The organism is Ignavibacteriota bacterium (genome assembly GCA_016716225.1).
GTDB lineage: Bacteria > Bacteroidota > Ignavibacteria > Ignavibacteriales > Melioribacteraceae.
The window spans coordinates 2,713,341-2,738,142 of sequence record JADJWT010000001.1 but is presented as its reverse complement, the minus strand read 5'-3'; the positions used below and the strand labels follow the sequence as shown (position 1 = coordinate 2,738,142).

Sequence of the window (24,802 nt, the reverse complement as noted above, 5' to 3'; positions counted from 1 at the left end):
CTGTAGCAATTATCCTACAAATTATTATTTAATATATTTTTTTATAATATCAACCAACTTGAAAATATCATCTGATTTATCAAAATATTCTTCAACACCAAGTTTTTTTGCTGAAGATTTATACTGGCTATCTAAAAAATTTGAATATAAAATCGTCATGGGTCTGTTTTCTTTTAACTTTATGGCTTTTAAAAGATCTAAACCAGTTCCGGATTTTAGCATTAAATCCAAAATCATAATATCCGGTTTTTCCTTTTCAATTGTTGCTATTGCATCATCTATGTCTTCTTTTTGAATAATTTTCTTAACTTGCGGAACTAAAGAATTTAATGATTTTACCAACGCCTTTCTAATATTTGTTGAATCATCCACAATAAGAATTGTCATAATTTTCCGAATTTGAATTTTAACGAAATTAAGATTTGCATATCTTAAAAAATATAGTATAACGAATGATTTTTATGTAGTAAAATTACTACATTTAATTTTTAGAAGATTTACTAATCAACTAATCTATTTTCAATTGCATAATGAATTAAATCCGAAGTAGTTTTCAAATTTAATTTATCTAAAATTCTTGCACGATATGTATTTACAGTGCTAACACTTAAAGAAAGTTCTTCTGCAATATTTGTTTGCGTTTTTCCTTTTGCAATTAAATGTAAAATTTGAAATTCTCTATCGGATAAATATTCGTGAAGCGGTTTGTTTGAATCCATACTAAAAAGTAATTGTTCGGAAAGTTCCGGACTTATAAATTTTCTACCGGAATAAATTTTTCTTATTGCTTCTAAAATTTGATCGGGATCCGAATCTTTTGATATATATCCGCTTGCTCCGGATTTTAGCGCTCTAATTGCATATCGTTCTTCCGGATGCATACTTAAAATTAAAACGTGTAATTTTGGATTTACAATTTTTACATCCTTTAAAATATCTAATCCGCTCTTTCCCGGAAATTGCAAATCCAACAATAAAATATCAGCTGAAATATTTTTAACTAAATCTATTATTTTATTTGGGTCTTCTGTTTCTGCAGCAATTTCAATATCAATTTCATGTTCAAATAATTTTCTTAATCCAGCTCTAATTAGTTTGTGATCATCTGCTATAATTACTTTAATCATTTTAAACTCCATATTAAAAAGATTCAAGTATCTTTTATCACTTCATTTTTTTTGTATTAAGAATCCAAGAATCCTAAGAGCGTAATTGTTGAAAAATTCTCAAAATAATTGATTATTGGAACATCATGTAAAATTTTCAAATGTTAACGATACATATAAACAAATATTTGAAGTAAAAGTCTACAAAAAATTTACATAGAAATTTCAAAACTGATTTTTGTACCTTTTTTTTGCTCGCTTACAATTTCTAAATCACTTCCTATTTGAGATAATCTTTCTCTCATTCCGATTATTCCAAAAGAATTTTCTTTATAGTAATCTGTCGAATTTATTCCAATTCCGTCATCACTAATATTTACAAACAATTTGCTATCATCAATGAATAAATTGACTTCTACCTTTGAAGCTTTGGCATGTTTAATAATATTAGTCAAAGTTTCTTGAACAACGCGATATAATATATTTTCTTTTTTGGGATCAAAATTTATTTCATCAAAATTACAATTTAGGTTTATGCAAACACTTTTATTCTTATTAAATTCTTCTATAAGATGATTTATAGCTGGAATCAAACCCAAATTATCTAAATATTCCGGTCTTAATGAACGAATTAATTTTTTCATATTTATTTTTGATTCATCAATAATCTCGCTCATTTCAGTTAATTCAGAAATCAACTGATTATTATCAAATAAATTATTTTCAATATTATTTTTAAGCAAACTCAAATTCATATTTAACGATGTTAAAACTTGCCCAAGTTCATCATGCAGTTCACGAGCTAAATTTTTTCGTTCATCTTCTCTAACATTATCAATATTTGCAAAAAGTGCTCTTAGTTGATCTTTAGTTTTATTGAGTTCGATTTCTGCTTCTTTTCTTGCAGAAATATCCATATGTGTTCCCGCAACTCTTTGGGGTTTGCCATTTACATTTTTTTCAACAACTTTTCCTTTATCTAAAATCCAAATCCAATTTCCGTTTTTATGTTTAATTCTATATTCTGCTTCATAAAATTCAGTTAATCCATTCATATGATCTTCAAGTTTTTTTTGAACATATAAATAATCTTCTTGATTAACCAAATTCACCCAAGTATCAAAAGATTTTGAAATTTCATTAACATTTAATCCTAACATTTCTGCCCATCTTTCATCGTAAATAACTTCATTAGTTTCAACGTTCCAATCGTATGTTCCCAAATCTGCTCCTTGCAGTGCAACCTTTAATCTTTCCTCACTTAATCTAATTTTTTCTTCGGCATTTTTCTGATTTGTAATTAATTCCGAAAATAAAATTATTCCGCCAATTTGATCTTTATTTTCGTACCAAGGACGAATTTCCCAACGAACCCAATCAATATTTCCATCCATTCTTAGGAATTGGTCTTCGTCACATTTTTCGGTTTTTCCAGCTAAACATTGTTTGTGAATTTGTTTCCAATTATCTCCGATTTCCGGAAAAATTTCATAATGACTTTTTCCAATAATATTTTCATCGGAAATATTATAATCCAAACAATATCTTTTACTAACAGAAACGTATTTCATTTCATTATCAAACATTGCAATTGCTGCTGGTGCGTATTGAATAAACAATCTTAATATATTTTTTTCTCGTAATATTTTTTCTGCTGATTGTTTTCGCTCTGTAATATCCTTAGAAAAAGAAATTGCCAGTAATTGGTTTTCGTAAGAAAAATAATTTACTGTAACTTCTACCGGAAATGAGGTTCCGTCTTTTTTTGTGTGAGTTGTTTCAATAGTATTATAAATATTTTCTTTAACAAATTTTCTATGTTTTTTAAATCTTTCCGGAATCATTGTTCTATCAATATCAGAAATATTTAAATTAGAAATTTCTTCTTTGGTATATCCCAAATAATCGCATGCAAATTGATTTGTATAATTTATATTTCCTTCTTCATCAATTTTAAATATTCCAATATTTGCATTTTCAATAGCATATTGCAAAATTGTAAGTTGTTCGGTTGATTTTTTTTTATCGGTAATATCTAAAAAGGTTCCAATTCCCCACTTATTTTTTAAAGATTTCTTGTCTTCATTAGTATACATTATAATAGTTGAATCAATCCAGCGGATTTCATTATTTCTCATTATTCTAAAAGTGGCAATTGATTTTATTTCATTTTCATTACGAATAGCTTTTTCTAAAGATTCTGTTGCCATTTGCAAATCATTTGGATGAATTTGATTTAATATTTCATGAGATTTTAATTGACTTTTTTTAACTCCAAAAATTTCTTGCGATTTTTCATCAAAGTAAACCAAATCATTTTCAATGTCAAATTCGTAAGTGCCAATATTTGATGAATCAAATGCAAGTTGCATTTTTATTTTACTATCATTTAGTTGATTATTTTTTTCTTTAATTGTTCTGTAATCATTTCTTATTAAAAGAAAAATTAGCAATGAAGTTGCGATGATAAAAAACAAACCTTTAACTGACTGAATATATTTGAATGATTCAAGAGATGAAAAAGCTTCGTAAGCAATTTTATCTGAGAAGATAATCCAAAGAAAAGAAATAATTAAATAAATTAAAGCGATTTTATAATGTGGTCGTTGAAGTAAATTAAAAAATTTTTTAGATAAGACTTTTATTTTATCCAATTTCTTAACTTGAATTTTATTGGTTCTTTGCCAATTTATTAAAATTTAATCTCAAATCATAATTTTCAAATCTGTATATTAAAATTTAATCTTCTGCAAAATTAAAAACATTGTGATTGATATGATAATTACTCTAAATTCTAATTTATTCAAAAGTTATAAAATTAAAAGATATTATCTCTCAACTCTTCCGGAGCCGTCTCCCTTTATTAATTTTTCAACTTCATCAACACTAACTAAATTAAAATCTCCTGGAATTGAATGTTTCAAACATGAAGCTCCAACAGCAAACTCTAATGCTTCTTTTGAATTTTTATATTTTAATAAACCGTAAATTAATCCGCTTGCAAAAGAATCGCCACCGCCAACTCTATCAACAATTTCAATATCATATTTTTTTGATCGATATGGTTTCACGCAATCTTTATCATCAAATAAAATTGCACTCCAACCATTCTTTGATGCAGAATAACTTTCTCGTAACGTAATTGCAACAGCATCAAAATTATATTTATTCTTAAGTAATTCAGCAGTTTTGATATATCCTTCTTCATCAATTGAGGCTTTTTCAATTTCAGTTTTGCCAAGTTTTTCGCCTAAACTTTTTTCAGCATCTTCTTCATTGGCAATGCAAACATCTACATATTCCATTAATGGAATCATAACTTTTTGGGCTTCTTCGGAAGTCCACATTTTTTTTCTAAAATTTAAATCACAACTAATTTTAATATTTTTTGATTTTGCAATTTTGAGTGCATCTTCTAAAACAATTTGTGTTTTCTTCCCAATAGCTGGAGTAATTCCCGTCCAATGAAACCAATTGCAGTTTTCAAAAATTTCATCCCAATTAAAATCTTTTTGTTCAACATTAGCAATTGCAGAATTTGACCTATCATAAATTACTTTGGAAGCTCTTTGGCTCGCACCGGTTTCCAAAAAATAAATCCCTATTCTATCACCGCCTCTTGAAATGTAATTTGTATTTACACCAAATCTTCTTAAATGATTAACAGCAGATTGCCCAATTTCGTGCTTAGGTAATTTTGTTACAAAAGAACTTTCCAATCCGTAATTGGAAAGAGCAACAGCTACATTAGCTTCGCCTCCGCCAAACGTAACATCAAATTTTTGTGATTGTACAAATCGTGAAAATCCTTCGGTTGATAATCTCAACATAATTTCACCAAATGTTACAACTTTGTTGCTCATTAATTTCTCCAAAACAAAATTTACTCAACAATAAATTTACACAACTAAAAATTGATTTAATTTATTTTTCCACTTGTTGTAAACTTCATCATATTTTTTTACTAATTCTTGATTTGGTTCTACAATTTTTAATTTCTTAAATCCAATAAATGCTTCATCAAATGAATTATAAATTCCAGAACCAACGCCAGCACCACGAGCAGCACCCTGTGCGCCATCAGTATTATATAATTCCACAACAGAATTTGTTGAATTAGAGACAGCTTCAGAAAAAATATCACTTAAAAACATATTAGCTTTTCCGGCACGCATTGTATTTACAGCAATTCCCATTTCTTTCATAATATCAATGCCATATCTGAAAGTAAATGCAATACCTTCTTGTGCCGCTCTAATTATATGATTTCGCGAATGATTATTAAAATTAATTCCGAAAATATTTGCGCCAATATTTTGATTTCTCAAAACACGTTCTGCTCCATTTCCAAAAGGAAGAACTAAAACACCATCTGAACCAACATTAATTTCTGATGCTAATTGATTTAAACTTTCGTAGGATTCACTTGAGTGCATTGCTTCATTTCTAAGCCAGCTATACATTATTCCCGTTCCGTTAATGCAAAGCAAAACACCTTTTATTGGTTTTTCATTTGAGTAATTTACATGAGCAAAACTATTAACTCTTGAAAATTTATCGTATGAATTATCTTCAACAATTCCATAAACCACTCCGGAAGTTCCGGCTGTTGCAGCAATTTCGCCGGGATTTAAAACATTAAGCGAAAATGCATTATTAGGTTGATCACCTGCTCTATATGAAATTGGAATTCCGGATTTTATCCCCAATTCTTCTGCAGCTTCCTTTTTCAATTTCCCTTGTACGGAAAATGTTGGCACAATATCCGGAATCATATTTTTTTCAATTCCGTAATATTCAAATAGTTGATCGGCTAAATTGTTGTTTTTAAAATCCCAAAAAATTCCTTCGCTTAATCCGGAAATTGTAGTATTAATTTCACCGGATAATTTATGAGCAATAAAATCACCGGGAAGCATAACTTTATAAATTTTAGAATAAATTTCCGGTTTGTTTTCTTTAACCCATTTTAATTTTGATGCAGTAAAATTTCCTGGAGAATTTAAACAGTTACCAAGACAATAATCCGCACCAAGATTATTAAATGCATTATCACCAATTTCTACGGCACGACTATCACACCAAATAATTGATGGATGAATTACAGTATGAGTTTTATCAACCATAACCAATCCATGCATTTGATACGAAATACCAATTCCGCTTATTTCATAATTATTTGCATTTATTTTTTGCAAAGCTTTTTTATTTGCAATTACTAAATTTTTCCACCATTCATTTGGATGCTGCTCTGCCCAGCCAATTTCTGACGCATTTATTTTCATTTCAGTTTCCGGAGAAAAAGCTGAACCAACAAGTTCGCCTGTTTCACTATCAATAATAGAAACCTTAACAGATGAACTACCAATATCATATCCGAGTAAATAATTTTTTGTCATGTTTATCTCAATTAAATTTGAAAATTAAAACCTTTGTTTTTTAGTTCGTTGTATGCTTTTGAATTGAATTTATATAAACGTGCTGCACGATGTGAAACACCTTTTTGAAAATCATTCAATTGTGAAAGCATTTTGAGTGACATTATTCTTTTTCTAAAGTTACGTTTATCTAAACTTTCTCCTAAAATACATTCATATAAATTTTGCAATTGAGTTAGTGAAAATTTTTCTGGAAGAAGTTCAAACCCAATTGGTTTGTTTCTTACTTTTTGTCGAAGAAGATTTAAAGATTTTGTTAAAATTTCAGAGTGATCAAAAGGCAAATTTATATTTTCATTTATGTTAAACCATTGCACATCTGAGGTATCTGTTCCGGGCTTAAGAAAATGTTTTTCCGGATTTATTAACGCAAAATAAGCTACACTTATTACTCTTCGTAAGGGGAATCTATCAATTTTACTAAATGTATGAACTTGCTCTAAATAGATATTTTTTACATTACTAGTTTCTTCAAGAATTCTTACCGCAGCTTGATCTAAGGTTTCTGTTTTTAACACGAATCCACCAGGTAATGCCCAATTTCCTTTTTCTGGATTTAATTTTCTTTTAATAAGTAACACTTCAAGCTTACTTTTTTCAAATCCAAAAACAACACAATCAATAGATAAATTTTTAATAATTTCTGAAGAACTCGCAGTCAATTTTTATTTCTCCTTAGTGTATATTTAACACAATACATATTGTATTTTTTACACTATTTAATTATATTTATTTTATCTGAATTTCACAATAAAAAAAGAGAGTATAAAATGGGAAATAATTTATCAGTTGGCGAAAAAGAATTTTTCAAAGGTATTGGTAAAATACAATATGAAGGGAAAGATTCAAAGAATCCAATGGCATTCAAATATTACGATGAAAATAAAGTAGTTGCAGGAAAAACAATGAAAGAATATTTCCGTTTTGCAATTGCTTATTGGCATTCTTTCGGCGCTAATGGCGCAGATCCGTTTGGCAGCGATACAAAAAAATATCCATGGTTAACAAATTCAGATCCAATTCAAAAAGCTAAAGAAAAAATGGATGCAGCTTTTGAATTTATAACAAAAATCGGTGCTCCGTTTTACTGTTTTCACGATTTTGATATAGTTGAAGAAGGAAGTACAATTATTGAGAGTGAAGCAAGATTAAAAACAATTGTCGATTATGCTCAACAAAAACAAAAAGAATCCGGTGTGAAATTACTTTGGGGAACTGCGAATTTATTTTCAAATCCACGTTACATGAATGGAGCTTCAACAAATCCCGATTTTAATGTTTTAACTTATGCCGCAACACAAGTAAAAAATGCAATTGATGCAACAGTGACACTTGGTGGTGAGAATTATGTTTTCTGGGGCGGACGTGAAGGTTACATGTCTTTGTTAAACACTAATATGAAAAAAGAAATTGAACATTTGGGAATATTCTTAAATAAAGCAAAAGAATATGGACGCAAAAATGGTTTTACCGGAACTTTTTTAATTGAACCAAAACCGATGGAACCAATGAAACATCAGTATGATTTTGATGTTGCAACAGTAATTGCTTTCCTGCGTGAATTTGATTTGATGAATGATTTCAAATTAAATATTGAAGTTAATCATGCCACATTAGCAAGTCATACTTTTCAACATGAATTACAAGTTGCAGCCAATGCAGGATTACTTGGTAGTATTGATGCAAATCGTGGAGATTACCAAAACGGATGGGATACTGATCAATTCCCAATTAACTTATTTGAAATTACAGAAGCAATGTTGGTAATTCTTCAAGCTGGTGGATTCAAAACTGGCGGAATTAATTTTGATGCAAAAACTCGAAGAAATTCAACTGATCTTGAAGATTTATTTATTTCTCATATTTCCGGAATGGATGTTTTTGCAAGAACACTATTAATTGCAGATAAAGTTTTAAATAATTCAGATTATTTAAAATTATTAAATGAAAGATATTCAAGCTATAATACCGGAAAAGGTAAGGAATTTGAAGAAGGCAAATTAGGATTAGAAGATTTACGTGAAATTGCTATCGCCACCGGAGAACCAAATAGAACAAGTGGTAAACAAGAATTGTATGAAATGATTATTAACGATAATATTTGATTTTCGTAAAATTTAATGCGATGATTTTCTCTTCAGAATTTCATCGCAGTTTGAAAGGAATAAATGGAATTCTTAAATAAATTATTCAATTTACAAGATAAAGTTGCATTGTTAACCGGTGGTGGCGGTGTTCTTGCCGGTGAAATGGCAAAAGGATTTTTACAAGCTGGTGTAAAAGTTGTTTTACTTGATATTAATGAATCTAATCTTAAAAAAAAGGTTGAACACCTTAAAATATTTGGAAGTGAAGTTAGCGGAATTCAATGTAACGTTTTAGAAGAAAAAAGTCTTGATGATGTAAATCAGCAAGTTTTAGAAAAATACGGAACTATTGATATTTTAGTTAATGCTGCTGGCGGAAATATTCCCGGTGCAACTATTGGACTTGATCAAACTATATTTGATTTAAAGATTGAAGAACTTCAAAAAGTTACAAATTTAAATTTCTATGGAACAGTTTTGCCAACACTTATTTTTGGTAAAACAATGTCAAATCAAAAAAATGGATCAATAATCAATATTTCTTCAATGGCAACCTTCCGTACTATTACAAGGGTTGTAGGATATTCAGCGGCAAAAGCTTCTGTAGATAATTTTACAAAATGGATGGCTGTTGAGTTGGCACAAAAATTTGGGAATGGAATTCGCGTTAATGCAATTGCCCCGGGATTTCTATTAACAGATCAAAACAGAACTTTATTGACTGAACAAGATGGAACTCTTACTCAAAGAGGGAATGATATTATTCATATGACTCCATTTAAAAGATTTGGAGAACCAGATGAATTAATAGGTTCTATTCTCTATCTCGCCAGCGATGCTTCAAAATTTGTTACCGGCACAATTATTCCTATTGATGGCGGCTTTAGTATATTTAGTGGTGTATAATCAAAATATTTAGAAAGTATTTTTATGGCATTTCAACAAACTTGGCGATGGTTTGGTCCAAATGATCCGTACTCACTTAAAGAAATTAAACAGACCAGTGCAACCGGAATTGTTTCTGCATTGCATCAAATTCCCGTAGGTGATATTTGGCAAGAAGATGATATTTTAAGGAGAAAAGGTCTAATTGAATTAGAAGGATTTACATGGTCGGTTGTTGAAAGTCTTCCGGTTCATGAAAATATAAAAAAAAGGAAAAATAATTATAAATCGTTAATTGAGAATTATAAAATATCAATTCAAAACATAGCAAAATGTGGAATCGATACCATCTGTTACAACTTTATGCCAATACTTGATTGGTCAAGAACGGATTTAAAAGTTGTAAATGAAGATGGTTCAATAACATCTAAATTTAATTCAGTAGCATTTAGAGCTTTTGACTTATTTATTCTAAAACGAAAAATTGCTGAAAATGAATATTCGCAAACTCAAATTGATGAAGCAAAAAAATATTTTCTTCAACTTGATAACTCAGCAATAGATAAATTAATTTCAACAATTCTTTATGGTTTGCCCGGCTCGTTGGACGCATATTCACTTGATGATTTTAAAATTGCTTTAAGTGAATATGAAGAAATTGGAGATAAAGAGCTTAGAGAAAATTTATATTATTTTATTTCTGAAATTGCTCCAATAGCAGAAGAATATAAAGTTAACCTTGCAATTCATCCCGATGATCCGCCTTGGTCATTATTGGGTTTACCAAGAGTAGTTGGAAATGAAAAAGATATCAATCAAATCTTGAATGCTTACAATTCTAATTCAAATGGAATAACTTTTTGTTCTGGTTCACTTGGCGTAAGTGTGAATAATGATTTAGTTGAGATGGCTAAACAATTTTCAAATCGAGTTAATTTCATTCACTTAAGAAATGTTAAAAGAAATTCGCAAGGAGATTTTCAAGAAACATATCACCTTGAAGGTGAAATTGATTTATATAATATTGTTAAAGAATTTTTACTCGAACAAAAAAGAAGAATTGAAAATGGCAGAAAAGATTTTAGAATGCCAATGCGACCGGATCATGGTCATTTACTTTTTCCCGATAAAGATAGAACGGGAATTTATCCCGGTTATTCTTTAGTCGGCAGATTAAGAGGTTTAGCAGAATTGCGAGGTTTAGAACTAGGAATAATTCGATCAATATTTTAATTGTAAAATTTTACCAAGCTGGTTTTATTCCCGGTGCATAAGGGAATTTTAAATTTTGATAATATTCTAAAGTTTGATTTGGTTTTTCTAAATTGTTCGGAATTTCCATTTTAGAAAATGTTTGAAAATAAAGCACACACGCATTTCTCCACCAAATCGCTTCATCTTTTTGAATATCCAATAACATTTTTACATGATTAAATCTTTCACAATCCATAACATTCTCTAATAAATTCCATTTTTCAATCATTTTATTAACTGAATTTACACCATCATAATATCTGTAGCAAAGTTCATCCCAAAGTTTGTTACCATTTTTTAATTTAAAATCCCACGGAACATGATGGAACCAAAGCAAATATTCTTCGGGACATTCCTCAATATCATTAAATATTTTCGATACTTCTTTATTGTATTGAGAAACTGCATCACTTCCCTTTTCTGTTCGATCAAATCCAATTCCTAAACTATCTGCTTTGTGATAATATACCGAAGTCCAATCAGCACGCGGTTTATCTTTAATCCATGGTGCTGGTCCGTAATGATGATCCCATCCCATAATATGATGCAATCCTAAAGGTGTCATATAATCAACAAGATTTTCTCTAGAATTTATCATTATTTCAGAAATTGAATTAACAAACTTTTCATCATTTGAAAAAGTCATTCTTAACCAATCTTGCGAAATTTGTTCAGAAGTCAAATTATAATTCCATGCTAATTTTCCAAATGTAAACCAATTTGCTTGACCAAATAAATGTCCTGTCCAATTTATATCATTTCCAATATTTGCAACACCGGCAATCGCACTGATTTTATTATTGCTGAAGCTACCATCAATAATATATTTCACAAAAGAATTTTTCCCTTTTGCATAAGTATCGGAATCCAAACATTCCTTGAATAACGGTGCGAGATAAACTAAATGTGTAGCTTGTCCCAAATATTCTTGTGTAATTTGAAATTCCATCATCAAATTAGTATTTGGCATTGTCCCGAAAAGTGGATGAAATGGTTCGCGAGGTTGAAAATCAATTGCACCATTTTTAGATTGGATAAGAACATTTTCTCTAAATTTTCCATCAAAGGGTTTAAACTCAATTACAGCTTGCTTTGCACGATCTTCAGGATTTTCATTACTGTAAACAAAGGCACGCCACATAACAACACCTTTAAATGGCTTCAATACATCAGCTAATAAATTTGCACCATCCGCATGAGTTCTATTATAATTTTGTGGTCCGGGTTGACCTTCAGAATTTGCCTTAACTAAAAATCCGCCAAAATCCGGAATGTAAGAATAAATTTCTTGAACTTTTTCTTTCCACCAAATTATTACATTTTCATCCAAAGGATCAGCAGTTTTTAATCCTCCAATTTCTATTGGAGCACTAAATCTTGCAGTTAAATATACTTTAATTCCATATGGACGAAATACATCAGCTAATGCTTTCACTTTATTCAAATAATTTTTTGTAAGTACAAGAGCATTAGCATTAACATTTGTTAAAACCGTTCCGTTAATTCCTATGCTGGCATTGGCTCTGGCATAATCAATATAGCGTTTATCAATATATTTAGGAAGTTTATGCCAATCCCATATTGAAAATCCAGCATAACCTCTTTCAACAGTTCTATCTAAATTATCCCAATGGTTTAATACGCGTAATTTAATTTTTGGTGAACTTTTAATATCAAGATTTTCTATACTTTGCTGAGTTTGAAGTAAACTTAAAAAATGGAACGAACCATACAAAACTCCAATATCAGTTTTTGCAGTAATTATTATGAATTTTTTATTCTCCTCAAAAATTGACTTTATTAGAAATCCTTCATCATTAATTTGTGCAATTTCACTTTTGGAAATATTTTTTTTTATTAAATCTTCATTATAGTTTCCAATTACAATTGTTCCATTTAGAATTACTTGATAAAACGGAAGAACTTCAATATCCATCAATCCCCTTATTCCATCAACTAATTCCAGTGAAGAGATTTTTATTGATTCAGAATTTCCAAGCGCTAAAATTCCATTAATATCTTTTTTATAATTTTCTAAAACTTTTGCATCTTTTATTAAATCATATCTTAGCCAAAGTCTATAACCACTTTCTGCATTTACATTGCTAATAAAAAGAAATAAAAATATTATTTGAAGAAATTTTAATCTCATATTTCACCAGAATTTTAAGATAATTTATTTAACTGTTTTTATTACAAAATCAAAAGCTGGTTTAGGAAGATAATTTCTATCAAATAACAATGGATATGCTGTTCTACCTCTAATTGGCCATCCGTTGTGCCATGAATGCGCATCAGTAACTCCCCAAAAAGTTACACGAGTAATTTTTTCTTTATACTTATTAAATAGGTTGAAAAAGTCTTCATAACGTTTACCCAATTTAACTTGCATTGAATCCGGGAATTCTTTTGGAAATGGATTATATTTTTGTTGAAGTTCAAAATTCTTTGATATATCTGCTCCAATGTTTCCTTCGGGAAGTGGTAGAACTTGAACATCTAATTCTGTTATCATTAATTTTATATTTAGTTTTGAATATTCTGATAATGCAAAATCAATTTCCTCATTACTTGGATAATCCAATCCCCAATGCCCTTGTAGTCCAACTCCATCAATCTTAATATTTTTTGTTTGCAATGAATTTACTATTTCAATTACTTTTTTAACTTTACCTTTGTGCCACATATTATAATCATTATAGTATAATTCAACATTGGGATCAGCTTCATGTGCATATTCAAATGCTTTCTCCATATAGTCTTCACCAATAATTTGATACCATTTTGATTTTCTTAAATCACCATTGTCTTCAATTGCTTCATTCACCACATCCCAACCATGAATTCTTCCTTTATATCTTCCAACGACAGTATGAATATGATTTTTCAATCTACTTAATAAAGTATCACGGGAAACTAATTTTCCTACTTCATCTTCAAAAACCCACTTTGGTGTTTGTGCATGCCATAACAAAGTATGACCAATAATAAACATTCTATTTTTTTCACCGAAAGCAACAAAACTATCAACCGGTTCAAAATTATACTGATTTGGTTTAGGATGAATATTTTCCCACTTCATCATATTTTCTGGAGTGATACTATTGAAATGCTGTTTTACTAATTCAATTGCTTTGGGATCTTTGCCTAATATTTGCCAAGTATTTAATGCATTTCCAATTAAATAATGATCCTTAAAAACCTCCTTTAACTTAACGTTATACTCATTTACTTGCGCCTTAGAACTCATGATTGTTACAATAGTTAAAAATGTACTAAATAATAAAAATATTTTCTTTTTCATTTAATCTCCTAATGATTTATTTATTTGATTTTTTTTCCAAACATCTATAAAAGTTCAACTTTTTAATAAGTTTAACCAAATGTGAATCACATCCCGTACTTAAGTTAAAATTTGGATCATTTTTTATAACATTGAATAACAAAACTTCATTTTCTATTTCATTAACATTTTCATTTAGAATATTCCGATCGGAAAAATATTCGCAATTAGAATATTTCTTTAGGAATTCTTTTTGAAAATTCAACTTAATATCGGAATTGTTGTTTCAGTAATTAATGCATTAACTTCACTTGTCATATAATAATTGCATCCGGATTGAATTTCTCATAATTAGATTTTACAACTTTAAAATGTTCATAGCTATTTTGTTGTGCTATTTTTATTGATGATTCGGCTAATTTAATGCCCTGAAACCCAACAAGTGGAGCAACTATTCTTTTTCCATTTTTGAAAGAATTAAAAACAATATTTTTAATTTTTTGTACAGACATAAATCCAATTAACATTTTGCTGCGCTAATAAATGAATTTATATTTTCTGAGCAAACATTCGGTGGCATTCCACCTCCGCATGATAGTATTATTTTTGAAGTATCACTTAAAGAATTAATTAATTCTTTCGTTTTTGCGTAAACTTCATCTTTAGTTCCCGCAGCTAAAACATCTCTTGGTGGAAGATTACCTAACAAAGTAATTTTATTGTTTGTCAATTCTTTCAATTCATTTAACGAAACATCAAATCCCATATTAAATAGATTGATTCCCATTTCATTCAAAAGCGGTGCAGATTCACGACAAGGTGCATCATTATGCAAAAATTTCACTGAAACGTTTTGATTATAAATATCTTTAAAATATGGTAACCCAAAAACTGAAAAATCATCTGCGCTCATAAATCCGATAATATCATCAAGCATAAAAATGCCGTCAATGCTTGGGAAAGTTTCCATTTGAAGCTTAATCCATGATTTTAAAAACTCAGTAATTTTCTGCATAAGCAAATGAACTTTTCCCGGATCCATCATCATCGTTGTTAGTAATTCAGTTGTCCCCATTAAATAAGTTGCGATATTTAACGGACCGCGTGCAACAGCAAATCTATTTTTGTGACCTTTCGTTTCAATTTTTAGTTGCGCCAATTTTAATCTATTTAAAACAAAAGGAAGCAATCCATCAGTTTCCGGATTTGGAATTACCAAATCATCAATTTCTTCGACAGAATTAATTACGCGATGCGCATGCGGAAATTCATTTATTGGAAAAGTTCCTTTTGAACCAAATGCAGAAGGTTCTGTACACATTCCATATTCGCTCCAAAAGCCTGGAAGAAACATTGCATCGGGAAATTCTTCAATAGCTTTCAAATTTGCGTTAAGCCAGATTTCATCATTAGAAAAATAATCAATAATATTAACACCAAACCAATTTGGCAACCACGGGCTATCAATTATAAATCCAATTGGCAATGGATTTATTTTTTCGCCATTAATTACTCGTAATAAAATTTCCCAATTCTTATCAGTCATTTTTTTTTCGCATAATTTAAATTTTTGATTTCTTTTTCCTTTGCAGATATACTCTTTGTGTGCAATCTTTAATTCCGCATCTTTCGCAAAAATATTCTCTATACTTAACATTTTTACCTATGCCGATTATTCCGCTTATTGATTTTATTGGATTCATTAAGGATGAATCACTCAATTTAATATTGCAGAAATTTTTCGGAAGTAATGAAAATAAGTTTTGCTGTTCATTTACTTGCCAATTACAATAACCCGGGCTATATCTATTTGTAATTTTCCAATCTTTTTCAATAAATGTTTTCCCAATAAAATCATGCAACAAATCAGCTACATTTTCTACAATTGTTGAAGCTGTAACATCTATTAAATAACCACGCAACAAATCTCCTTCTGCAGTATTTTTCTTCGACCATAATTCCATCTCATTTCCAATTGTGCAAACAAATATTGCAGCATTATTAGCTTCAAGAAATTGATTAAATATAATTTTATCAACATTGAATTCAGTATTGTCGAATAATATATTTTTACTATATTGTTTTAATTCACCAATTTTGTAACCAGCTTCAATATGAATTCTACTTTTTGATTCCATAATAATTTGATTCAACAAATCATCAATATTTTCTGGTAGAATACCATTTGCATAACCAATTTCATCTGCAATTTTTTCTTTATCAATTTCAATTTCAGATTGATCAAATTTTAAAACAAATAAATTATTTTCAACTAATTCTTGATTAATAATTTTCATTAAATACTTTTAAGTTTCTGAGCAATTGCTCTAATATGTTCGGGAGTTGTTCCGCAGCAACCGCCAATAATATTTGCACCGCAGTTTTTAAGTTCACCAACTAATGAAGCCATAAATTCGGGCGATTCCTGGAATACAGTTTTTTCATCTACCAATATTGGCATTCCCGCATTTGCATGAATTAATATTGGAATATTTTTTTCAATACTTCTAATTTCTTTTACAATTTCAATCATGTTTTCAAATCCGTTACCGCAATTTGCACCTATTACATCTACTCCAATTTCGCTTAATTCTTTTACCATTTCTGTTGGTGAAGTTCCCATCATAGTTTTATAACTTCCGTCAACCATTTTTTCAAAAGTGAATGTACAGACAATTTCAATATTACTAATTGATTTTACGGCTTTAATTGCTTGAATCGCTTCGTCAAGTGCTGACATGGTTTCGATGCAAATTGCATTTACTCCGCCATCAATTAGTCCTTTAGCTTGAATTTTAAATCCTTCATAAAGTTCATCTTCGGTAACTTCACCCATCATTAAAATAATTCCAGTAGGACCAATTGAACCTAAAACTAATTTATCATCTCCGGCAGCTTCTCTTGATATTTCGGCAGCAAGTTTATTTAGTTCATAAGTTCTTTCTTGCAATTCATAATGCGAAAGTTTGAATGGACTTCCTCCAAAACTATTTGTTAAAATTATGTCTGCACTGGCATCTATATAACTTTTTGCAATATTAAAAACTTTATCATGATTTGTAGCATTCCATAATTCCGGGCATTCTCCCGGCTGTAATCCTTGCTTATGAAGAAAAGTTCCCCAAGCTCCATCAGACACAAGTACTTTCTTTTGATTCAATAATTCTTTTATCGTTAACATTTTTAATTCCTTGAAATAATTTCATTTAAAAACGTTACAGCGCTTTGAGGATTTGAAGCATAACCATCAGCTCCCATTTTTTCAGCACTTTCACTTGATAAAGGAGCTCCTCCAACAATTACAATATTATATGGATATTTTGATTTTATTTCTTTCACGGTTACTGCCATATTTGCCATTGTTGTAGTAAGTAAAGCACTTAGTCCAATTATGCAGTTTGGGTTAGCTTCAATAGTGGAAATAAATTTCGAAGTTTTTACATCAACGCCTAAATCAATTACTTCCCAGCCATTGCCTTCAACAACCATTGAAACTAAATTCTTGCCAATATCATGCAAATCTCCGGCAACTGTACCAATAATAAATTTTCCTTTGGAATTAACTTCTCCCGTTTTAAAATATGGTTTTAAATGTGCCATTACTGCATGCATAGCTTTTGCTGCCATAAGTAATTCCGGTACAAAAACTTCATTTCGGCTGTAACGATTTCCTATTCTCTGCATTGCATTGTTGCAAGCTGTAAGAATTTCTGAGGGTAAAATATTTTTTGATAACGCTTGAACCGTTATTTCATCAGCTCCATCTTGTCCAACTAAATCTTTTGGGTATGGAGATTTCGAATTTATCTTTCCTCTTTCTACACAAATGCTGATTTGTTCTAAAAGTTCATTCATATTTTTTATCAATAAATATTAATTTGATTTATAAATTCTACTTTCTGCTGGTCCTAAATAACTTTCTTTTAATCCACCAAAATCCATAACAATTTTTTGAAGAACAATTCCCGGATCAACAAACCAAACTTTTAAAGTATGATTTCCATTTTCTTTTATGAAATGTTTTGTTTCTTGAATGTTAATATTTTCTGCGACCCATTTATTCCAAACTCTATCGTAATTTAAGTCCGGTGGATTTGGATTTGACGTTATATTTTTGAATTGGGGAATTTCATCATCCACAGAAATTGCATATCTAATTCCATTTGTATTATTCGCAAAATTTAGTGTCGGTGAAAAATATAATTTAACTTTTGCACTGTCCTTTGAAAATGAAAATATATCATATTCTAAATGTGGTGAAGCGTTATTAATTTCTTCTACTGCTTCTGATACCGGCACCGATATTACACTTGAAGCAGTTCTTCCAAGATTTGGGATAATCTCAAAATCAATTTTATCATTTTCTATTTTCTTGTTAAAATTCTCTGCATGTATTGAAATAACTCCATTATTCTCAATAAATCTATTTGATATATTTTCATATAACTTATTGTTTTGAATTTCTAAATTTATTCTAATTTCTTTATCTAAAGATTGTACAATTATAAATTCTCTATATATTCCATTTGGAATATTTTTCCAATCAATTTCAACGAAAATTCTTACTTCATCTTTTATGCTTCCGGATAATTTAGTTAGGTTAATCCATTCAGCACTTTTCAGAATATTGAAATCAAAAGATTTCTTCCCCTTATTATAAATCTCCAAATAATAAATTTGTTGATTTAGATTATTATATTTAGGGAAAGTTAAAGTTTCTGAACTATTCTCGTTTCCTTCAATGTATATTCCGACTTCTGCATTTTCAGAATTACTAATTTCAACTATATTCGGCATTTTGTTGGAATCCGGTTGCTGCCAATTTGTATACCCAATATGGGTTTGATCCATCATATGATTCCATTTTCCATCAGCTAAAATATTGTTGTAATAATTTGTTATCGATTTATCCTTCTCAAATAATTCCTTTACTTTTTTTGCTAATTCATTTGTTAAAATTCTTCCTTGCTTTGCATAGAGTTTATTTTTTGCGGCGATATAATAAAGTTCATTTAAGTTTGCACATGCTTCCACCGGATGTAAAACTAATTGGTAAAATGCATCTTTATTTTCTTTTTGAATTTGATCGTAAATATTTTGTGTATTGATTAGTAAACTATTGTATTCATTCACAATAGTTTCAAATTCACGGTAGTTTGTGAGATTATATGTTTCAGGTGATAATAATTCCGGTTTTCTTCGAGAATTATATTTGGTATATAATTTTAAAATATCAGCAATATCATTTTGAAATTTTTCACCAAATTGCTCTTTCGACCAAGTAACATAATATTCATTAAGATTTTCAGAATTTATTTTTGTGGGACCCCATGCATAATCTAGAAAGAATGAAATGGGAAATTCCATTGGTTTTATATCTCCAACATTTACAACCCATATTTTATCAGCACCGTAATTAAAAGCTAAATTCATCTGCTCATAAACACGCTCTATTTGGTTTGTATTTAACCATTTGTAATTACGCGGGCCACCAACGTAATCGTAATGATAATAAATTCCGAATCCGCCTTTTCTTTTTGGCTCATTAAGTTTTGGGAGTTTTCTTAAGTTCCCCCAATTATCATCGCAAAGTAAAATTGTAACATCATCTGGGACTTTCATTCCTTTATCATAATATTCTTGAACTTCTTTATACAATGCCCATACTTGCGGAATTTCTTCCAACGGTTTTTGCATTTCATCAAAAATAATTTCTCTTTGATCATGTACAATTTTTTCAAGTAAACTTACATTAGCATCTTCACTCATTGCTTCATCGCCATCCCCACGCATAGCAAGAGTTATAATTTTATCATAATATTTTGTTTTCTTAATTCCATCACGCCAAAACTTTTTCAACTCATTTTCATTCGTTGCATAATTCCATTTACCACTTCCATATCTTCGCCATTCATCGTGAGCGCGCATCATTGGTTCATGATGTGAAGTTCCGATCACAATTCCTAATTCGTCTGCAATTTTTCCGTTCAAACTATCGTCATCGTAGAACGCTCTTCCCCACATTGCCGGCCAAAGAAAATTTCCTTTTAATCGTAAAATTAATTCAAAAACATTTTCATAAAATTTGTGATTAAATTTATCTGTACCGAATTTTTCATTTGCCCAACCGGAAAGTGCCGGCGCTTCATCGTTGATAAATATTCCTCTGTATTTTACTTTTGGTTCTCCATTTGTGTAAAATAATTTATTGAAATAAATATTTTTTTTCTTTTTTATTTGAACATCAGCCCCCCAATACCAAGGTGAAACACCAATAATTTTAGACAGTTCAAGCATTCCATAAATTGTTCCCCGCTTATCGCTACCGACTATTATCAATGCTCTTTCAATATTTGGCAAGGGATTTTCAACGATTTGAATTACAAATTTTTCCCACTTATTTAATAATTCATTTTCGTCTATTTTTCTTGCTGAAATTAACTGATCAATAATTTTACTTTGATTGATAGTTCCAATTATTATTGCATTTTTAACTTTACTGTTGTTATCAATTTTTATTTCCGGTTTTATGTTTGATACTTTTTCGATATCTCTCTGAAGCCATCTCGCAACTTTATGAACTCCTTGAAAATCTGAAGAACTAATAATTATTTGTGAAGTAATTTTATTTTCAACTATTGCAAACGAATTTGATAATTTATTCTTTGAAATAATATCTTCACTTTTTGCAAAATTTATATTTATTATAATTAAGAGAATGAAAATTATTTTATTTAATTTTTTCATTCATATCTCCTAAAATTTTCTTATGTTAACTTATTGTTTCTATTAATTACAATTATATTTGCAATAGTATTTTCACCTGATAATATTCTGCTATAAAATAATAAGTCATATAAAATTTCTAATTTGTAATAAATGTTGTTATACTCTGTGGTTCCATATTATATTTGAAATTTCCATCAGTAATCGAAAGCTCTGTACCGCTTCCACAATTTTTTGATCCTGATGTTGTAATTGGAATAAGCGATGAAATTTTTCCAATTCCACGAATTCTAAAATATTGCTCGATAGTAGCAGTTGAATTATTTATTGCAACTATTACAATTTTATCACTTTCCGGATATTTATACGCACTAACTAAAATTGTACTATTAATTGGACTTATACTACTTTCAACTCTAACAAATCCCGGACGAATATATTTTGCAAACTGCGACATCACATAACCTTTTTTAGTTACTTCACCTTTTCGCAAATATGTTCCATCGCAAATCGGTCCGTAATACCTAACCAAATACCACCAAATATATGTGTTCATATTTACAAGCATACAGTCATTTATGCTTTTAGCAGTTGCCATTGCTCCGATTAAAGATGTATCCATATTAGCACCACTTCCGGGACTATTTATTAAATATTCAGTCATCCAAACTTCTTTGCTTTTTTCAAATGCCAAAGGATATTTAGCAATTCCGCCGCCGTAAATATGTCCGCAAACTATATCAGTATTTGCGCAAGCTGCAGAATCATTTAAAATTGGATTTAAATATGATTGTTTAAATTGAAAAGATTCCGGAGTCATAACTCGGGTTCCAATTATTTTATCAGCATAATTTTTCATGAAATCAAAAATCTCATCAGATGTCCAACTTGTCCACTGATCCGTAATATCGGGTTCATTTTGAACTGATATTCCATAAAGATCAATCCCGTTTGAAGTCATAAATTTTATATAATTATTTAGATGAGTTGCATAACCAGCATACATATCATGTTTAACTCTACTTATACTATTTACTGTTTCAGTCATATTACTAGGTGCGTGCCAAGGTGAAGCAATTATTAAAGCACCCATTTCTTGAGCTTTTTTAGCAGTAGATAAATACAATCCCCAACGATTGCTATCTGCTTCAACCATTAGTCTAAGAATATTAAATCCAAGTTGACCATCACCGGTTCCGAATGCTGTTTCAATTTCTGCATTTGTCATATCCGGACGCCAAAGTAAAATATTTGATGCGCCAAATCCTCTAATAATTTGATGTGAGCTATCCAAATTAAATGTTGCCACCGGTTTTGATGTAACAGAAAAATTTATTGAAGTATCTTTCCTTATCACAATATTTTCTAATTTGTTTTCAACAATTAATGGCGTTGTATTATTTGTATTTTTCAAGAGAATTGTGAATGATGTTGTATCTGTAATTTTAGTTTTTTTAATTTTTTGCAAGAATTGATTTTCAGAAAAAGTAAATATATTTGGAATTGAAAATGAACTACTTCCATTTTTATTGAAAATCATTTTTCTAATTTGAGAATTCCCATTTACTGAAAACTGGTAAAAATAAATTCCGTTTGATACTAATTTCCCGGAATTATTTTTTCCATCCCACAATAAATTATGACTTCCAACAGATTCCATTCCAATTTCAAATTCTCTTATAACTCTTCCCAAAATATCATAAATATTAACATTTATATTTGATTCTTTATCCAATGTATAAGGTATTGCGGTTGTTGAAGAAAACGGATTCGGATAACTTTGTCCAAGCCTAAAACTTGTGGGAATATTTTTTTCGAATGATTCTATTGTCGTTATTATACTGGTTGAATAATAACCTTGCGAATTTGTTAAAGTAGAATATTGCTTGGTTGTATCTGAATTATCAATGAAAGTTACTAATACTTCTGTTACTGGAACTCTTGAGGCAGTTATTCTTCCATTAACAGAAACAGATTGTGCAAACGAAATCGTTAATGAAAATAATAAAAATATTGGGAAGTATTTTTTTATCATATTATTATTGATGGACATATTTTTATCTCTAATAATTTAGTATTTATCTGTTCTAAAAGGTGATGCTGGTAGACCAGCACTATTATATAAATTTGCTTTACTTGGGTTATCTGCCCAAGCATATCTAACAGCTACTGGATTTTTAATGTTATCGTTCCAAACAATAACTTTATCATTTTCAATTTTTGCATGTGCCCAAATAAATTTCTTATCATTTCCGCAAATTGCAAATTCCTTAAGTTCTTCATGGTTTTTCGAAATCAACCTATCGCCAATATTGTCAAAGGTTAGAATGATTTTGTTCCCTTCAATTTTCATAGATTTATAAATTGGTCCCGAATTTATTACAGAATTATTTTTATATGCAATTTTTTCCGCAGATTGAAACAATCTTTCACCAACATCTTTTTTATTTAATGGATGAATATCATTCCATTCACCTAAATCAATTGTAACAACTAAACCAGTATTTGGTATTTTTAATGCATCAAGTTGAACTTCTCTAAAAGCTGCCCAACTGCTTTCAGATGGTTCATTTTTTTCTTCCATAAAATTAGGGAGTTGGATAACGATAAATGGCAAATTATTATTACTCCATTTTGTGCGCCAATCAGAAATCATTGTTGATAAAAGATTAGAATATTCAGAAGGATTCCAAGTATTTGATTCACCTTGATACCAAGCAAATCCTTTAATTTTATAATTATGCAAGGGTGAAATCATACTGTTATACAAACCCATCGGTTTCCATCTAATGAAAGTTTGACTTCCCAATTCCGGCATTATTGCACCAAGTTTATAATTCCACTCCCCTTCCAAACTAATTGAAGTATTATCAAACTCAATTTCATAATCTTTATCAAGCACAAAGCCACCCATACCAGCATTGCTTATAACGCGAATTGTAATTTCATTTTCACCAGCATTTAATATATCTTTCGGAATCTCATACCTTCTTGGCGGATATTGATAACCAACTGATCCAACATATTTTCCGTTTACAAAAACCGAATCAGCATCAACAATTCTTCCCAAAATTAATTTTGCATATTTACCTACTAACTCCAATGGAATATTTACATTCTTTTTAAACCAAACAACTCCATTTACTTTACCTATTTCAGTATCAGCCCAATAACCTGGAACATTCATTTTTTTCCAGTCACTAATTTCTAAGTTCGTTTTGTACCAAATATTTTTTTGATCTTTATAACCTTCATCTTTTTGTCGTAATAAATTATACCAAGCATTGGATCGGGCAATATCAGAATCTTCAATTTTTTTAATTAGATTATCATCTCTAAACATCAAAGCTTCATTTAGATGATGTGGAAATTTTTGCAAAGCATCTTCACTCATCCAAGATTCAATACGGGAACCGCCAAGACTTGCATTTATTATCCCAACTGGAATTTTATATTTCTCATAAATTTTCTTTGCAAAAAAATATGCAACTGCTGAAAAGTTTGGAATATTTTCCAGATTAGCACTTTTCCAACTTCCATGTGAAAAATCTTTTTCTGCAACTTTAAAATTATATTTTTGAGGAACTGCAAATTCTCGAATAAAATTATTTTCAGAGTTTTCAATTTCGCCGGGATAATTCCAACTCACGCGCTTCATTGGAAATTCCATATTTGATTGACCCGAACAAACCCAAACATCACCAAATAAAATATCTTTAACCAAAATAGAATTTTTTGCAGAAATTTTTAATTCATATGGTCCACCGGCTTGCTGCTTAGGAATTACTATTTCCCAATTTCCATTTTCATCTGCAACTGTTTTGAAATTTTTATCGAGAAAATTAATTTCAATATTTTCATTTGCTGAAGCCCAGCCCCAAACTTTAACTTCAACATCACGTTGTAATATCATACCATCACTAATCAACTTTGGTAATTTTACTTGGGGAAATATTAAATTCGTTTGACAAATAACAAATAACAGAATAATACTTTTAAGTTTTGATGTTTTCATTTTTCTCT

General features: G+C 29.7%; 19 protein-coding genes. 3 read left to right on the top strand and 16 right to left on the bottom strand.

Annotated features, from left to right (window positions below):
* Nucleotides 1–24: 24 nt before the first annotated feature.
* The 6 genes from IPM32_12060 to IPM32_12035 all read right to left on the bottom strand — a co-directional run bounded on the left by IPM32_12060 (nucleotide 25) and on the right by IPM32_12035 (nucleotide 7,206).
* A complete protein-coding gene (locus IPM32_12060; protein MBK8945988.1) occupies nucleotides 25–387 on the bottom strand; it encodes a response regulator transcription factor in 363 nt (120 codons plus the stop codon).
* A gap of 113 nt (nucleotides 388–500) precedes the next feature.
* Nucleotides 501–1,127 carry a response regulator transcription factor gene (locus IPM32_12055; protein MBK8945987.1) on the bottom strand — a complete coding sequence of 209 codons (627 nt, stop codon included), beginning with the start codon at nucleotides 1,125–1,127 and terminating at the stop codon, nucleotides 501–503.
* 191 nt (nucleotides 1,128–1,318) lie between these two features.
* Nucleotides 1,319–3,760, bottom strand: coding sequence for a PAS domain S-box protein (locus IPM32_12050; GenBank protein MBK8945986.1), 2,442 nt, complete (start codon nucleotides 3,758–3,760; stop codon nucleotides 1,319–1,321).
* 174 nt (nucleotides 3,761–3,934) lie between these two features.
* Nucleotides 3,935–4,969, bottom strand: a complete 1,035-nt coding sequence (locus IPM32_12045) for a sugar kinase (protein ID MBK8945985.1) — start codon at nucleotides 4,967–4,969, stop codon at nucleotides 3,935–3,937.
* A gap of 36 nt (nucleotides 4,970–5,005) precedes the next feature.
* Nucleotides 5,006–6,505: a carbohydrate kinase gene (locus tag IPM32_12040; GenBank protein MBK8945984.1), complete on the bottom strand. Its 1,500-nt coding sequence runs from the start codon at nucleotides 6,503–6,505 to the stop codon at nucleotides 5,006–5,008.
* A gap of 11 nt (nucleotides 6,506–6,516) precedes the next feature.
* A complete protein-coding gene (locus IPM32_12035; GenBank protein ID MBK8945983.1) occupies nucleotides 6,517–7,206 on the bottom strand; it encodes an NUDIX hydrolase in 690 nt (229 codons plus the stop codon).
* Nucleotides 7,207–7,314: 108 nt separating this feature from the next.
* On the opposite strand from IPM32_12035, the gene xylA reads away from it, so the two are divergent.
* The 3 genes from xylA to uxuA all read left to right on the top strand — a co-directional run bounded on the left by xylA (nucleotide 7,315) and on the right by uxuA (nucleotide 10,749).
* Nucleotides 7,315–8,649 (top strand): xylose isomerase, encoded by a 1,335-nt coding sequence (gene xylA / locus IPM32_12030; GenBank protein ID MBK8945982.1) that lies wholly within the window; start codon nucleotides 7,315–7,317, stop codon nucleotides 8,647–8,649.
* A gap of 63 nt (nucleotides 8,650–8,712) precedes the next feature.
* Entirely contained in the window at nucleotides 8,713–9,537 is an 825-nt protein-coding gene (locus IPM32_12025) for an SDR family oxidoreductase (protein ID MBK8945981.1), read from the top strand.
* A gap of 24 nt (nucleotides 9,538–9,561) precedes the next feature.
* Nucleotides 9,562–10,749, top strand: a complete 1,188-nt coding sequence (gene uxuA / locus IPM32_12020) for a mannonate dehydratase (GenBank protein MBK8945980.1) — start codon at nucleotides 9,562–9,564, stop codon at nucleotides 10,747–10,749.
* A 10-nt stretch (nucleotides 10,750–10,759) separates the two neighbouring features.
* Here uxuA and IPM32_12015 read toward each other — a convergent pair whose 3' ends face one another.
* The 10 genes from IPM32_12015 to IPM32_11970 form a co-directional block, all read right to left on the bottom strand.
* Nucleotides 10,760–12,922: an alpha-glucuronidase gene (locus IPM32_12015; GenBank protein ID MBK8945979.1), complete on the bottom strand. Its 2,163-nt coding sequence runs from the start codon at nucleotides 12,920–12,922 to the stop codon at nucleotides 10,760–10,762.
* Nucleotides 12,923–12,946: 24 nt separating this feature from the next.
* Entirely contained in the window at nucleotides 12,947–14,074 is a 1,128-nt protein-coding gene (locus IPM32_12010) for an endo-1,4-beta-xylanase (GenBank protein MBK8945978.1), read from the bottom strand.
* Between the two features lie 293 nt (nucleotides 14,075–14,367).
* The gene (locus tag IPM32_12005) at nucleotides 14,368–14,565 is read right to left on the bottom strand and encodes a hypothetical protein (protein MBK8945977.1); all 198 of its coding nucleotides are present in this window, start codon (nucleotides 14,563–14,565) and stop codon (nucleotides 14,368–14,370) included.
* Nucleotides 14,566–14,573: 8 nt separating this feature from the next.
* Nucleotides 14,574–15,599 (bottom strand): uroporphyrinogen decarboxylase, encoded by a 1,026-nt coding sequence (locus IPM32_12000; protein MBK8945976.1) that lies wholly within the window; start codon nucleotides 15,597–15,599, stop codon nucleotides 14,574–14,576.
* Nucleotides 15,600–15,615: 16 nt separating this feature from the next.
* Nucleotides 15,616–16,350: a hypothetical protein gene (locus IPM32_11995; protein MBK8945975.1), complete on the bottom strand. Its 735-nt coding sequence runs from the start codon at nucleotides 16,348–16,350 to the stop codon at nucleotides 15,616–15,618.
* Nucleotides 16,350–17,234, bottom strand: a complete 885-nt coding sequence (locus IPM32_11990; protein MBK8945974.1) for a homocysteine S-methyltransferase family protein — start codon at nucleotides 17,232–17,234, stop codon at nucleotides 16,350–16,352. Before IPM32_11990 ends, IPM32_11995 begins: the two co-directional genes overlap by 1 nt.
* A gap of 2 nt (nucleotides 17,235–17,236) precedes the next feature.
* Nucleotides 17,237–17,908 carry a cobalamin-dependent protein gene (locus tag IPM32_11985; protein ID MBK8945973.1) on the bottom strand — a complete coding sequence of 224 codons (672 nt, stop codon included), beginning with the start codon at nucleotides 17,906–17,908 and terminating at the stop codon, nucleotides 17,237–17,239.
* Between the two features lie 18 nt (nucleotides 17,909–17,926).
* Nucleotides 17,927–20,800 carry a glycosyl hydrolase 115 family protein gene (locus IPM32_11980; GenBank protein MBK8945972.1) on the bottom strand — a complete coding sequence of 958 codons (2,874 nt, stop codon included), beginning with the start codon at nucleotides 20,798–20,800 and terminating at the stop codon, nucleotides 17,927–17,929.
* A 118-nt stretch (nucleotides 20,801–20,918) separates the two neighbouring features.
* Entirely contained in the window at nucleotides 20,919–22,832 is a 1,914-nt protein-coding gene (locus IPM32_11975; protein ID MBK8945971.1) for a T9SS type A sorting domain-containing protein, read from the bottom strand.
* A gap of 18 nt (nucleotides 22,833–22,850) precedes the next feature.
* Nucleotides 22,851–24,794: a sialate O-acetylesterase gene (locus tag IPM32_11970; GenBank protein ID MBK8945970.1), complete on the bottom strand. Its 1,944-nt coding sequence runs from the start codon at nucleotides 24,792–24,794 to the stop codon at nucleotides 22,851–22,853.
* Between the last annotated feature and the right edge of the window lie 8 nt (nucleotides 24,795–24,802).

What these genes read in the sequence shown, in the direction of transcription:
- IPM32_11990 (MBK8945974.1), bottom strand. Translation starts at nt 17,234, where the DNA reads ATGTTAACGATAAAAGAATTATTGAATCAAAAGAAAGTACTTGTGTCT.
- IPM32_12005 (MBK8945977.1), bottom strand. Translation starts at nt 14,565, where the DNA reads ATGTCTGTACAAAAAATTAAAAATATTGTTTTTAATTCTTTCAAAAAT.
- IPM32_11980 (MBK8945972.1), bottom strand. Translation starts at nt 20,800, where the DNA reads ATGAAAAAATTAAATAAAATAATTTTCATTCTCTTAATTATAATAAAT.
- IPM32_12040 (MBK8945984.1), bottom strand. Translation starts at nt 6,505, where the DNA reads ATGACAAAAAATTATTTACTCGGATATGATATTGGTAGTTCATCTGTT.
- IPM32_12000 (MBK8945976.1), bottom strand. Translation starts at nt 15,599, where the DNA reads ATGACTGATAAGAATTGGGAAATTTTATTACGAGTAATTAATGGCGAA.
- xylA (MBK8945982.1), top strand. Translation starts at nt 7,315, where the DNA reads ATGGGAAATAATTTATCAGTTGGCGAAAAAGAATTTTTCAAAGGTATT.
- IPM32_11975 (MBK8945971.1), bottom strand. Translation starts at nt 22,832, where the DNA reads ATGTCCATCAATAATAATATGATAAAAAAATACTTCCCAATATTTTTA.
- IPM32_12010 (MBK8945978.1), bottom strand. Translation starts at nt 14,074, where the DNA reads ATGAAAAAGAAAATATTTTTATTATTTAGTACATTTTTAACTATTGTA.
- IPM32_12015 (MBK8945979.1), bottom strand. Translation starts at nt 12,922, where the DNA reads ATGAGATTAAAATTTCTTCAAATAATATTTTTATTTCTTTTTATTAGC.
- IPM32_12060 (MBK8945988.1), bottom strand. Translation starts at nt 387, where the DNA reads ATGACAATTCTTATTGTGGATGATTCAACAAATATTAGAAAGGCGTTG.
- IPM32_12055 (MBK8945987.1), bottom strand. Translation starts at nt 1,127, where the DNA reads ATGATTAAAGTAATTATAGCAGATGATCACAAACTAATTAGAGCTGGA.
- IPM32_11970 (MBK8945970.1), bottom strand. Translation starts at nt 24,794, where the DNA reads ATGAAAACATCAAAACTTAAAAGTATTATTCTGTTATTTGTTATTTGT.
- uxuA (MBK8945980.1), top strand. Translation starts at nt 9,562, where the DNA reads ATGGCATTTCAACAAACTTGGCGATGGTTTGGTCCAAATGATCCGTAC.
- IPM32_11985 (MBK8945973.1), bottom strand. Translation starts at nt 17,908, where the DNA reads ATGAATGAACTTTTAGAACAAATCAGCATTTGTGTAGAAAGAGGAAAG.
- IPM32_11995 (MBK8945975.1), bottom strand. Translation starts at nt 16,350, where the DNA reads ATGAAAATTATTAATCAAGAATTAGTTGAAAATAATTTATTTGTTTTA.
- IPM32_12045 (MBK8945985.1), bottom strand. Translation starts at nt 4,969, where the DNA reads ATGAGCAACAAAGTTGTAACATTTGGTGAAATTATGTTGAGATTATCA.
- IPM32_12025 (MBK8945981.1), top strand. Translation starts at nt 8,713, where the DNA reads ATGGAATTCTTAAATAAATTATTCAATTTACAAGATAAAGTTGCATTG.